The 12,470-nt window shown below is 68.3% G+C and carries 11 protein-coding genes; 3 read left to right on the top strand and 8 right to left on the bottom strand.

What is annotated here, in order from left to right; all coding sequences use genetic code 11:
* Positions 1-6 precede the first annotated feature (6 nt).
* Entirely contained in the window at positions 7-450 is a 444-nt protein-coding gene (locus ACFOWZ_RS18830) for an AMIN-like domain-containing (lipo)protein (RefSeq protein ID WP_382374165.1), read from the top strand.
* Between the two features lie 126 nt (positions 451-576).
* Positions 577-987 (top strand): AMIN-like domain-containing (lipo)protein, encoded by a 411-nt coding sequence (locus ACFOWZ_RS18825; protein WP_382374163.1) that lies wholly within the window; start codon positions 577-579, stop codon positions 985-987.
* Positions 988-1,054: 67 nt separating this feature from the next.
* Here the strand turns inward: ACFOWZ_RS18825 and lon are convergent, their stop codons facing one another.
* Positions 1,055-3,403 carry an endopeptidase La gene (gene lon / locus ACFOWZ_RS18820; RefSeq protein ID WP_382374161.1) on the bottom strand — a complete coding sequence of 783 codons (2,349 nt, stop codon included), beginning with the start codon at positions 3,401-3,403 and terminating at the stop codon, positions 1,055-1,057.
* A 166-nt stretch (positions 3,404-3,569) separates the two neighbouring features.
* Here lon and ACFOWZ_RS18815 point away from each other — a divergent pair, with 166 nt between their 5' ends.
* Positions 3,570-4,364, top strand: coding sequence for an SAM-dependent methyltransferase (locus ACFOWZ_RS18815; RefSeq protein WP_382375080.1), 795 nt, complete (start codon positions 3,570-3,572; stop codon positions 4,362-4,364).
* Here the strand turns inward: ACFOWZ_RS18815 and srmL are convergent.
* The 7 genes from srmL to ACFOWZ_RS18780 form a co-directional block, all read right to left on the bottom strand.
* Entirely contained in the window at positions 4,337-5,365 is a 1,029-nt protein-coding gene (gene srmL / locus ACFOWZ_RS18810) for a PheS-related mystery ligase SrmL (RefSeq protein ID WP_382374159.1), read from the bottom strand. The genes ACFOWZ_RS18815 and srmL overlap by 28 nt on opposite strands.
* 162 nt (positions 5,366-5,527) lie before the next feature.
* On the bottom strand, positions 5,528-6,511 hold the full coding sequence (locus tag ACFOWZ_RS18805; RefSeq protein ID WP_382374157.1) for a GNAT family N-acetyltransferase: 984 nt from the start codon (positions 6,509-6,511) through the stop codon (positions 5,528-5,530).
* Positions 6,512-6,564: 53 nt separating this feature from the next.
* Positions 6,565-8,445, bottom strand: coding sequence for a patatin (locus ACFOWZ_RS18800; RefSeq protein ID WP_382374155.1), 1,881 nt, complete (start codon positions 8,443-8,445; stop codon positions 6,565-6,567).
* Between the two features lie 77 nt (positions 8,446-8,522).
* On the bottom strand, positions 8,523-8,966 hold the full coding sequence (locus ACFOWZ_RS18795) for a hypothetical protein (protein ID WP_382374153.1): 444 nt from the start codon (positions 8,964-8,966) through the stop codon (positions 8,523-8,525).
* On the bottom strand, positions 8,963-9,604 hold the full coding sequence (locus ACFOWZ_RS18790; protein ID WP_382374151.1) for a CatB-related O-acetyltransferase: 642 nt from the start codon (positions 9,602-9,604) through the stop codon (positions 8,963-8,965). Before ACFOWZ_RS18790 ends, ACFOWZ_RS18795 begins: the two co-directional genes overlap by 4 nt.
* Complete coding sequence (locus tag ACFOWZ_RS18785; RefSeq protein ID WP_382374149.1) at positions 9,601-11,475, bottom strand: ABC transporter ATP-binding protein; 1,875 nt, start codon at positions 11,473-11,475, stop codon at positions 9,601-9,603. The genes ACFOWZ_RS18790 and ACFOWZ_RS18785 overlap by 4 nt, the downstream gene beginning before the upstream one ends.
* A gap of 34 nt (positions 11,476-11,509) precedes the next feature.
* Complete coding sequence (locus ACFOWZ_RS18780; protein WP_382374147.1) at positions 11,510-12,406, bottom strand: alpha/beta hydrolase; 897 nt, start codon at positions 12,404-12,406, stop codon at positions 11,510-11,512.
* Positions 12,407-12,470: the final 64 nt, after the last annotated feature.

The following is a 12,470-nucleotide window of genomic DNA, read 5'->3' as shown; positions in this document are numbered from 1 at the left end:
GAAGGCATGAAGCGGATTGCAGCAGCGCTCCTCGCCGCTGGGGTGGCGTTGAGCATCGTTCCGGCGGCTTCTGCGGCTGAGTACGCGCAGCTCACCAACGTGCGGACTGGGCAGCACGCGACGTTCGACCGGGTCGTGTTCGACCTGACCGGTGGGCAGGTGCAGGACAGCGTTCAGTCGATCTCGGAGCCGGTGAGCTGCGGGTCGGGCAAGCCGATCTCGGCGCCTGGGGTCGAGTTCCTGGAGGTGCGGTTGACGCCCGCCGACGGGCACTCGTACACCGGGTCGCGGAAGCTCACGCCGGGCCTGCCGAACGTGAAGAGCGTGGTGTTCACGTGCGACTTCGAGGCTGACCTGTCGATCGCGATCGGGGTGGGGAAGGCGAGCCCGACGTACCGGGCCTACTACCTCACCAGCCCGCTGCGGTACGTGGTCGACATCGACCACTGACGCAACTGTGGCGCGCGCCACGCGTCTGTTCTTTCATCGAGTCGCCCTGAGAGGGGGCCAATGATGAGGAACAGACGCTTGGCCGCGTTGCTTCTGGCAGTGCTCGCGGTCTTCACGTTTGTCCCGATGGCGTCTGCGCAGACCACGCCGACGCTGTCGAACATCCGGACCGGCCTGCACACCGACTACAACCGGATCGTGCTGGACATGTCCGGCCTGCCCGCCGAGTACCGGCTCCGCGAGGTCTCCGGCGTGTCGGACTGCGGGTCCGGCAACCCGGTGTCCATGCCGGGCAGCAACGAGATCCTCGAAGTGGTCATGTTCGGTGCCGCCGCGCACGACGACAACGGGAATCCCACCTACACCGGGCCGCGGAACTTCACGCCGCCCAACCTCAACAACGTCCGCAGGGTCGCGCTGACGTGCGACTTCGAAGCGGTGCTCACCGTTGCCGTCGGGTACACCAACACCAGCTCGTGGCACCGGGTCTTCACGCTGACAAACCCGAACAGGGTCGTCATCGACATCGGTCTCTAGCAGCGAAAAGCCTCGTGGGGGCAGTAGTCGCCGCTACTGCCCCCACGAGGGGTCTTGCCGGGAACCGTTACGCCGCAACGGTCGCGACGGTCTCCTTCGAGAGCGCGTGCTCCAGGACCTCTGCCACGTCCGAGACGAAGTGCACGGTCAGCTGCTCACGCACCGACTCCGGCACGTCGTCCAGATCGGGCTCGTTGCGCTGAGGCAGCAGCACGGTCGTGATGCCCGCACGGTGCGCGGCGAGCAGCTTCTGCTTCACGCCGCCGATCGGCAGGACCCTGCCGGTCAACGAGATCTCGCCCGTCATTGCCACGTCCGAGCGCACCGGGCGGCCGGACAGCAGGGACGCGAGCGCCGTCGTCATCGTGACGCCCGCGGACGGGCCGTCCTTCGGCACCGCGCCCGCCGGGACGTGGATGTGCACACCCCGGTCGGCCAGTGCCGCGGCCTTGTCGTCGTGCGAACGCAGGTACGACAACGCGATCTGCGCGGACTCCTTCATCACGTCGCCAAGCTGGCCGGTCAGCGTGACGCCGGTCGAGCCGGTGTCCTTCGGGGCCAGCGAGGCCTCGATGAACAGGACGTCACCGCCGACGCCCGTGACGGCCAGACCCGTTGCCACGCCGGGAACCGAGGTGCGTTCGGCCGACTCGGGCGTGTTCTTCGGGCTTCCCAGGTACGACTTCAGCGACGGCTGGTCGACGGTGATCGGCAGCTCGGACTCGCCGAGCGCCACCTTCGCGGTCACCTTGCGCAGGATGCGCGCGAGGGCCCGTTCCAGCTGCCGCACACCGGCTTCCCGCGTGTACTCGCTCGCCAGCTGGTGCAGCGCGGGCTTGTCGAACGTGACGTCCTCAGACGCGAGGCCGGCGCGTTCGACCTGGCGCGGCAGCAGGTGGTCGCTCGCGATCGTGACCTTCTCGTCCTCGGTGTAGCCGTCGAGCTGCACCAGTTCCATGCGGTCGAGCAACGGCGCGGGGATCGACTCCAGCACGTTCGCGGTCGCGAGGAACACGACGTCCGAGAGGTCGAGCTCGACCTCCAGGTAGTGGTCGCGGAACGTGTGGTTCTGCGCCGGGTCCAGCACCTCGAGCAACGCCGCCGTGGGGTCGCCGCGGTAGTCGGAGCCGACCTTGTCGATCTCGTCGAGCAGCACGACCGGGTTCATCGAACCGGCTTCGCTGATCGCGCGGACGATCCGGCCCGGCAGCGCACCGACGTACGTGCGGCGGTGACCGCGGATCTCGGCCTCGTCGCGGACGCCACCGAGCGCCACGCGGACGAACTTGCGGCCCATCGCGCGTGCCACGGACTCGCCGAGCGAGGTCTTGCCGACGCCGGGAGGACCGACGAGGGCCAGCACGGCACCGGAACGACGTCCGCCGACGACACCCATGCCGCGGTCGGCACGACGCTTGCGGACGGCCAGGTACTCGGTGATGCGCTGCTTCACGTCGTCCAGGCCGGCGTGGTCCGCGTCGAGGACCTCGCGGGCGGCCTTGATGTCGTAGGCGTCCTCGGTCCGCTCGTTCCACGGCATCTCGAGGACGGTGTCGAGCCACGTCCGGATCCAGCCGACCTCAGGCGACTGCTCGGAAGTGCGCTCCAGCTTGTCGACCTCGGCCAGGGCGGCCTTGAGGACCTTCTCCGGCAGTTCGGCGGCCTCGACGCGCGCCCGGTAGTCCTCCTGCTCGGTGGCGGGCTTGCCGTCGAGCTCGGCCAGCTCCTTGCGGATCGCGGCCATCTGCTGGCGCAGCAGGAACTCCCGCTGCTGCTTCTCGACGCCTTCCTTGACGTCCTTCGCGATCGTCTCGTTGACGTCGAGCTCGGTCAGGTGCGCCTGACCCCACTCGACCAGCTTCTCCAGCCGGGTGGTGACGTCGGACGTCTCCAGCAGCCAGATCTTCTGCTTCTCGTCGAGGTAGGAGGCGTAACCGGCGAGGTCGGCCAGCGCCGACGGGTCGCTGATCTGCTGCACCGAGTCGACCATCTGCCACGCGCCGCGCGTCTGCAGGATGTTCGTGACGAGCGCGCGGTACTGCTTCGCGAGCTCACGGGTGCGGTCGGTGATCTCGGACTCGTCCGCGACCGTCGCGTTCACCCACAGCGCCGCACCCGGCCCCGTGGTGCCCGTGCCGATGCGCACGCGCTTGGTGCCGCGCACGACGGCGGCGCGCTCGCCACCGGGCAGACGACCGACCTGCTCGATCTCGGCCAGTGTGCCGACCGAGGCGTACTTCCCGTCCAGCCGCGGGACGAGCAGCACTTGATGATTTGCTGCGGTCGTGGCCGCGTCTACGGCCGCACGGGCCTCGGCGCTCGCGTCTGCACCGGAGATGCGGATCGGCACCACCATGCCGGGGAGCACCACGACGTCGTCCAGCGGCAGTACCGGCAGGGCCAGGGTTTCGCCCATCTCGTCATCCTCCAAAGTTGAGTCTGTATCGCTCAACCAACTGGAGCGTAGTGGTGTTCCCCTCTGGTGTTCGCTGTCAGCGAGCGGCCCCCGACCTGCAACACGATCGTGGGTCGCGCGTGTGGCGGTGGACACTCGTGTGCGCACGGGCGAGGATGCGCGCGTGATGGAAGAGCTGAAGTGGGTCCCGTCCACGGTCGACGTCACGCGCCCGAGCGTCGCGCGGATGTACGACTACTACCTGGGCGGCTCGCACAACTTCGAAGCCGACCGCGCCGCCGCCAAGCAGGTGGAGCAGATCTTCCCTGGCATCGCCCAGAGCGCCCAGGCGAACCGCTCGTTCCTGCGCAGGGTCGTCCGCCACCTTTCCGCCGAGGGCGTGGACCAGTTCCTCGACCTGGGCTCCGGCATCCCGACCGTGGGCAACGTCCACGAGATCGCCCAGCAGGCCAACCCGTCCGCGCGCGTGGTCTACGTCGACTACGAGCCGGTCGCCGTCTCGCACAGCAACGCCCTGCTGGCCGACAACCCGAACGCCACCGCGATCCTCGCCGACCTGCGCGCGACCTCCGCGGTGCTGGCAGGCGCCCGCGAGACGCTCGACTTCTCCCGCCCCGTCGGCGTCCTGATCATCGCCGCGCTGCACTTCGTCCCCGACTCCGACGACCCGTACGCCGCGGTCGCCGAGTACATGGCGGACCTCCCGTCCGGCTCGTACCTGGCCATCACCCACGCCACCTGGGACAGCCTCACCGAGCAGGAGGCCGCGGAGGCCAAGCAGGTCGCGCAGATCTACAGCAACTCGGACAACAAGCTCGCCATCCGCACGCACGCCGAGGTGAGCAGGTTCTTCGAGGGCCTGGACCTGCTGGAGCCGGGCATCGTCACGGTGGACGAGTGGCGCCCGGACTCCTTCGAGGACCACACGGGCATCTACGGCGCCGTCGCCCGCAAGCCCTGAAGCAGGCGGTCGCGGATCTCGTTCGTCTCGCGGTCGGTGAGGGTGCGCTCCGGCGCCCTCATCGTCACGCGGATGAGCACGTTCTTCTGGCCCGGCAAGGCTTCCAGGCGTTTCTGGACGTGCGCGGGCAGGTCTTCGGTCCTGGTTTCGCTCAGGATCTCGATCTCCTCGACCACGTCCTCCGGCACGAGCGCACGGATCCGGTCGCCCAGCGTCTCGACGTCGTCGTTCGCGCTCGCCATGACCGAGATGTCCCTGATGGCGGCCGGATGACGTGAGATCGGCCGGTACTCGGTGAGGTCCAGCATCTGGGTCGCGATGCGCGGATCCTCGTTGCGCAACAGGCGGATGTCGGGGATTCCCTTGCGCAGCATCAGAATCCGGTCCAGTCCGAGCCCCATCGCCAGCCCGTGCGGGTGGTGCTTCAACACGTGCCGCGCCGCCAGCCCGCACTCACCGATCTCTACCCACTGACCGTCCTGCTCGACGTCGATCTGCTTGCCGTGCGTGGTGTACGGGTGCTCCGCGTCGATCGTGCGGTAGCGCCTGCCGGGCAGAAGTGTCGTGACGACGCGGTCGATCAGGTCGTTCAGTTCTTCTCTCTCGTTGGAGATCCGCCAGACGTCGAGCTGGTGCGGCGTGCCGGTGTGCAGCCGGTCGACCGTGTCGCGGCGGTAGACGAGACCGGGGCACAGCAACGTCACGTCCGGGGTGGCGTCCTTGAGCGCGGGCGGAATCATCGCCGTGGTGTGGCTGCGCAACATGCACGTCTCGCTGACGTACCTGGTGTAGCGGGCGTCCCGGGTGATCGCGTCGGCCGGATAACCGAGGTGTTCGTAGTTGTGCTCGACCGGGACGAGCGGGTGGTGGCGGACCTGCCTCGGGTGGTCGAGGGCTGCTTCGAGGTCGGCGATCAGGTGCTGCATCGCGTGCGGGCCCTGCGCGGGATCGGTGAGGTCGCGGACGTTCAGGGCGTGCAGGAGTTCATCGGTGCGGTACATGGGACTTCCCGTCTTCTTGGTCGTGGGTGGGGTGCGGAGTCCCCCGACCAACGGGAAGGTTTCAGGCGCGCGCCACCGCCGCAGGTCGGGGGTGGCTAAATCGCGTCATGGACCCAGGTTAGCGCGCACCGTCAAGGCGTTGGCGCCGAGATGACCGGTCGATCAATCCAGCGGCTTGCGGTAACGGACGTACTCGTTCTGCCGCCGGAACCCCACGCTCTCGTAGAGGTCGTAGGACCGGTGCGGATTTGCCGTGCCCGTGAACAGTCGTGCGGTCGTCGCACCGTGCTCGCGAAGACTTCGCAGCCCGTCCAGCAGCAGGACCCGGCCGATTCCCAGGCGCCGGTGGTCCGCCCGGACGCTCAACTCTTCGACCTCGCCCACAGCGCGGTCGTGACGGCGGATGGAGCAGAGGGCGACGCCGACCAGGTCCTGCCCGTTCCACGCAGCTCGCCAGCAAGCCGGGTCAGCAGTGTCGACGAACTCCTGGAAAGTCCACTTCGGAGTCCAACTGGTATTCGCATATGAATTGACGACCGTGCTCCAGGCGGCATGGTGATGGCTCGTTCCGATCGGCCCTGTCCGGATCCCGGCCGGCAGTTCGGTTCCCGGCTCTGGCAGCTGCTGGAGATCGCGCAGCTCCAGCTCGACCAGGCTGAAGACACGTCGGTAGCCGGCTGCGAGCAGCAGCGCCGCGGCGTCCTGCTCCCAGGCCGCGGCGTTCGCGCCGATCACTGCGGTGCGGGCCGTTCCGTGCTGTTCGACGAGCCGGCGGATCCGCTCTTCGGCCCAGCTCAGCATGACTGAGCCGATGCCCTGACCGCGGTGTTCGGGCAAGAGGTGGCCGCGGTGCAGGTACAACCACGTGTCGTCCCGTTCCTGCCACCACCGGATCGTCGAGTAGCCGACCACGTTCCCGTCGCGCACCACCAGGATCTGGTTCCTGGACGGTTCCTCCAGCTTGGCAGAAGCTTCGGCGATCTCGGCCGCTGTCGGGAGCCCCTCCACAACCGAGCGGGCGTCGATCCGGTCCCGTTCAGCGCACCCCAGCCGCACCGCGGCCATGGGCCCGTGGTCTTCGTCGCCGCGATACGGCCGGAACCCGAAGCCCGCCGGAAGGATCTGCCCTGGCGCATCATCGGACATGGCCCGATGATGTCGAACTTCGAGAAAGGTCCGCCACCCCTTTCCCGACCCGGCTACTCGGGTGGCGTCAGCCGCAAATCCGGATCCACGGGCGGCGCCCCGTCGAACGGCCCGTCGTCCTTCAACCGGCCCACGTGGTCCAGCGCCACGTCGATCTCCGCCCGGAACGGGTCACCGTCGGCCGGGGGAGTGCGGAACCACTCGTGCAGCGCCTCGGGGATCTGGAAGCGTTCCAGCAGCTCCTCGTACATCGCGTCCCGTTCCGCGGCCTGCACTCCGAGCTCCTGGTACTCCCGCATCGCGATGCGCAGCCGGATCCAGCGGTAGCGGTCGGTGTTCTGCTGCTGCTCGAACCGTTCGCGCAGCAGGTCGCCGGCACGCTGCCCGCGCAACGCGAGCTTCCTGATCGTCGCCGGTGGCATGAACAGGTTCGTGCCGCCCTCGTCCTCGGCTTGCCGCACGTGTGCGATCCGGCCGCGGTAGCCGGGCAGAGCGGACTGCATGGTGTCGCGCCAGTCCAGGAAAGTGTCCAAGATGGACACCAGGAAGCGCGGTACCGTGTTCAGAGAGGCGTAGCGCGTGCCGGAGGTCGACGCGTCCTGCTCCGGCAGCCACACCTCGTCCGTGTCGCCGTTCGGGTAGGGCTGGAGGCTCAGGCCGAACGTGGGCCAGCGCGGCAGCAGCGAGTCGAAGAAGTGGATCGGGAAGTTGCTGGTGATGCCGCCGTCGGAGAACCAGTGCACGCGGCCGTCCCGGTACAACGGCACGGCCGCGATCAGGCCGGGGAACGACAGCGACATCCGCACGGCGAGCACGACCGGCAGCTGTTCCCCGGCCGGCAGATCCCGCAACGGCATGTGCGTGTGCTGCGGGCATTTCGCGGTGCTGACAGCGCCGTTCATCTGCTCGACCACCCGGCGCGGCAGCACGTAGCCGAGGCACTCCTCGCAGTACTGCCAGCTCTCCTTGAACGGCAACCGGTACGGCCGCCCCTCGGACAGGTCGGTGGTCATCAGCACGAGGTTGATGTCGCCCAGGTCGCCGAACGTCAGCGCGTCCTCGGTGCCGGCCAGCGAGTCGAGCTGGTCGGCGATCCAGTCGGCGAGCGGCGGCACGCCCGTCGACCTCGGCATGCCCGCCAGCCGGTCGAGCAACGACGGCGTGAAGTCACCGGTGCCCGGCACCAGTCCGAAGTGGATGGAACGCGCGTTGTCCTTCAGGAACCGTTGCATGGCATACCCGTACGTGACGGTCAACGCGCTGACCGCCGCGAGCGACAGCACCAGCCACACGAGCAGCACGACCGCCGCCGTCGCGTAGTGCCGCGAGAACGCCAGGCCCAGCACGAGCGGCACCGCGGCGAACACCCAGGCGGGCCAGGGCAGGCTCGACCGCAACGGCCACAGCACGAGCACCACGCAGGCGATCGCCAGCAGCACGACCAGCGTCGCGAGCCATCCCGCGTAGGACTTCGGCGCCAGCCAGGCCGACCACAGCACCGGTCCGCCCAGCCACAGCAACGCCATCAGCGCGAGCACCGCCTTCGCGCGCAACCCCACGGCACCCAGCAACGCGAAGAACAGGCACGAGATCGCACTACGGCCCGTGGTCTCCCGTTTCTGCATGGTCGCCACGACGATCCGGTACAGCGCACGGGTCTTCTCGGCGGGCTGGAACAGCTGCGCGAGCCGCCACCTGTCCGCACCGCTGCCGGACGTGAACCAGTCGATCAGCTTCGTGAGTCTCTCGAAGCCACCGGAAGCACGACCGCGTTCAGCGGCCGCCGTGAACGCCGCGGCGATCGCACCCGCCGACGCGCCGCCGATCTGCTTGAAACCGTAGTGGCGCGCCAGCGATGCGACGGCCAGGGGATACACGACGCCGCTGGTCGTGCCTCCGCGCATGGTCAGGTCGCAGTAGCGGTCGTACTCCATGTGCTGATGATCGCGCGGTCAGAAGGCTCCGTCGCGAAAGTTCACTCGGACGCCACCGAATCGATCGCCACTCGTGGTCACCACGCCCACGGCGGATCCGGGACGGTGCCGCCCTGCGCGCGGTAGATGCGGGCGAACGCGTCCAGCGCCTTGGTGACGTCCCCGTACCGCGCGACGTCGCCGCGCCGGACGCTGCCGCAGTTCAGGTCGAACACGACGGTCTGGTTCGAACCGTCCGGGTACTCGAACCGCATCCGGTACCCCGGCCGCATCGCAGCGAAGCAGCCATCACCGCGCTTCGTGCTCGACAACGAGTTCAGCTCGCTGACGACCGGAGTGACGTCCTTGTCGATGACGGAGTTGAGCGGCCAGCTGCGCTCGAAGGGCCCGTCCACGGTCAGCTGCGCCTGCACGGCGCCGTCCGGCACGACAGGTGCGACCAGCTCGTCGCGCAGGATGAACGGCAACGACGCGGCGGCCAGCAAGGCCACCGCGCCCACCACGAACCAGCGTCGTCTCACGCCACCCCCGCCGCCTCAGCGAGCTCGGCCGGCGTCCCCGACATGATCACGCGGATGTGCTCGGTGACCTTTTCCACCGGCCAGTCCCACCACGCTATCCGTTCCAGCAGCTCGATTTCGGCGTCGCTGTACCGCTTCCTGAGCAACCGGGCGGGGTTGCCGCCCATGATCCCGTACGCCGGCACGTCCGCCACGACCACGGACCCCGCCGCGATGATCGCACCGTTCCCGATCCGCACGCCGGGCATGATCAACGACTGGTACCCGATCCAGACGTCGTGGCCCACCACCGTGTCCCCGCGAGAGGGCGCTCCCAGCGCGATGTCCAGGGTCTTCTCTCCCCACACGCCGCCGAAGATCGTGAACGGGAACGTGGACACGCCCGCCATGTTGTGGTTGGCGCCGGACATGATGAACCGCACCCCCTCGGCCAGAGCGCAGTAACGACCGATGACCAGCTTCTCCGCGCCGAAGTTGTAGAGCACGTTGCGTTGCTCGAACTGCAAAGCGTGGTGCGGGTCGTCGTAGTAGGTGTATTCGCCGATCTCGATCTGCGGGTTCTTCACCAACGGCTTGAGCTGCACCGTGCGCGCGATGTCCGGCAACGGGTAGAGGTTGTCCGGCGACGGGATGGTCACGGCGCTCCGATCGGCTCTTCGCTGAACTGCGTCCGGTACAACTTGGCGTAGTGGCCCTCCAGAGCCAGCAACGACTCATGCGTACCACGTTCGACGACCTGACCGCGGTCGACGACGAGGATCTGGTTCGCCGCCCTGATCGTCGACAACCGGTGCGCGATCACCAGAGACGTCCGGCCCGCCAGCGCCTCGACCAGCGCCTCCTGCACCGCCGCCTCGGATCGCGAGTCCAGGTGTGCGGTGGCCTCGTCCAGGATCACGACGCGTGGCTTGGCCAACAACAACCGCGCGATCGTCAGCCGTTGGCGCTCACCGCCGGACAGCCGGTATCCACGTTCGCCCACCACGGTGTCCAACTGGTCCGGCAACGACGACACCAGGTCCGCCAGCCGTGCGCGCTCCAGCGCGTCCCACAGTTCCTCGTCAGACGCGTCAGGTGCCGCGAGCCGCAGGTTCGCACCGATCGACTCGTGGAACAGGTGCCCGTCCTGCGTCACCATGCCCACTGTCTCGCGGATCGAGTCGAACGACAGGTCGCGAACGTCCACACCGGACAGTCGCACGGTTCCGGAGTCCGCGTCGTACAACCGGGGCACCAGCGAGGCGATCGTCGACTTGCCCGCGCCGGACGCGCCGACCAGTGCGATCAGCGAACCGGGTTCCGCCACGAAGGACACCCCGCCGAGGATCTCCTCGCCGCCGCGCGTGTCGAGCGACGCGACCTCCTCCAGCGACGCGAGCGACACCTTGTCCGCCGACGGGTAGGCGAAGCGGACGTCCGAGAACTCGACGGACACCGGCCCGTCGGGAACGGCCACCGGGGAGTCCTTCTCTTTGATCAGCGGCGGCAGGTCCAGCACCTCGAAGACTCGTTCGAACGACACGAGCGCGGTCATCACGTCCACCCGTGCGCCGGCCAACGCGGTCAACGGCGCGTACAACCTCGTCAGCAGCAGCGCGAGCGTCACGATCGTGCCCGGCACCATCTGCCCGGCGAACACGAAGTACCCGCCAAGGCCGTAGACCAGCGCCAACGCCAGCGAGGACACCAGCGTCAGGGCCACCAGGAACAGCCACTGCGCCACCGCGGTCCGCACGCCGATGTCGCGCACCCGCCGTGCCCGCGACCCGAACTCCAGGCTCTCCAGCGACGGCCGCCCGAAGAGCTTGATCAACGTCGCACCCGGTGCCGAGAAGCGCTCGGTCATCTGGGTCGTCATCGCGGAGTCGAGGTTCGCTGCCTCGCGGTGCATGGACGCCAAACGCTTGCCCATGCGGCGCGCCGGGATCAGGAAGATCGGCAACAACACCATCGCCAGCACCGTGACCTGCCACGACAGCGTCAGCATCACGGCCAGCGTCAGGATCAGGGCGATGATGTTCGTGACGACGCCGGAGATCGTTTCGGAGAACGCCCGTTGCGCCGCGATCACGTCGTTGTTCAGCCGCGACACCAGTGCGCCGGTGCGCGTGCGGGTGAAGAACGCGATCGGCATCCGCTGCACGTGGTCGAAGACGGCCTGCCGCAGCCGCAGGATCAGGTCCTCGCCGACCCGCGCCGACTGCCAGCGCTCGGCCAGCGAGAAACCGGCCTCCAGGACCGCGACACCGGCGATCGCCAGCGCGAGCCACACGACGAGCCCGAAGTTCTGACCGCTGATGATGGTGTCGACGACGCGACCGGCGAGCACCGGCGAGGCGACTGCGAGCACTGCGGCGAACGAGCTGATGGCCAGCAGGCCGTAGACGGCCCGCCGCTGCGGGCGGGCGAACCGGGCGACACGCTTCAACGTCGCCCGGCTGACGCGACGGCTCTTTTCGTCCTGCATCGCGCTTTCGAGCGCGTACCAGGCGTTGAAGTCGATGTTCATGACGACCAGTCTCGAACTTCGACCTATGACGAGGTCAAGCTGTTTTGAGGAACTCGTCGACCTCCGCGAGGGCCGCCGCGCGCACCGGCTCCGCCGACAGGAACAGGTCGTGCATGCCCGCCTTGATCTCCACGACCTTCACCGAGGTGCCGAGCTTCGGCCCCCACTTCCGCATGCCCTCGACGTCCAGCACGGCGTCGGCCTTGGAGACGTCCTCGCTCCACTCGCGCGCGTTGAGCATGCTCTTGTCGGAGTGCAGCACCAGCACGGGCACGCGCACGTCGAGGCCGTTGTGGACCTTCTCCTGCGCGACGAGGATCGCGCGGATCCACCCGGCCAGCACGGGGAAGCCCGCGAGCGGTTTCCACTTCAGGTCGAAGTCCCACTCGCCGTTGCGCGAGCTGTGGATCGCCGACCCGTACGCCTCACCGAGGTTCGCGCGGATCTTCGCCTTCGGCGCGACCCGCCCGATCAGCTTCACGACCTGCCGCATGAACGGCGGTTCGACGACGTCGAGCCACGGGCTGTTGAGCACCAGGGCGTCGATCAGGTCGCTGGCACGGCGTTCGTGCGCCCACAACGACGTGGTGAGGCCACCCGTCGAGTGCCCCATGAGCACCACACGCGAGTGTTCTTCGCGTACGACGGCGATCGCGGCGTCGATCTCCTCGAAGTACACCGCCATGTCGGTCGTGTAGTTCGGCACCTCGCCGTCGCGCAACGACCGGCCGTACCCGCGCAGGTCGACCGCGTAGAAGTCGTAGCCCTGGGCGGTGTAGTGCTCGGCCACGTGCTCCTGGAAGAAGTAGTCCGCGAAGCCGTGCACGTAGAGGATCGCGCCGCGGTCGTTGGCCGCGGCCCGCCGGCGGACGAGGGTCGCTGATGCGCCGCCCCGCAACGGCAGAACGGTGGTGTCTTCGTCGCTGCTCACCGCGCAAGTTTGCAACGGTCCTGCGCCGATTCCGTGCACCCTTGTCCGGATCGTGTCTAACCTG

Source organism: Lentzea rhizosphaerae, assembly GCF_042649515.1.
GTDB classification, from domain to species: Bacteria; Actinomycetota; Actinomycetes; order Mycobacteriales; family Pseudonocardiaceae; genus Lentzea; species Lentzea aerocolonigenes.
Note: the sequence above shows the minus strand (reverse complement) of the source record. Positions and strands in the feature narration are given on the sequence as shown.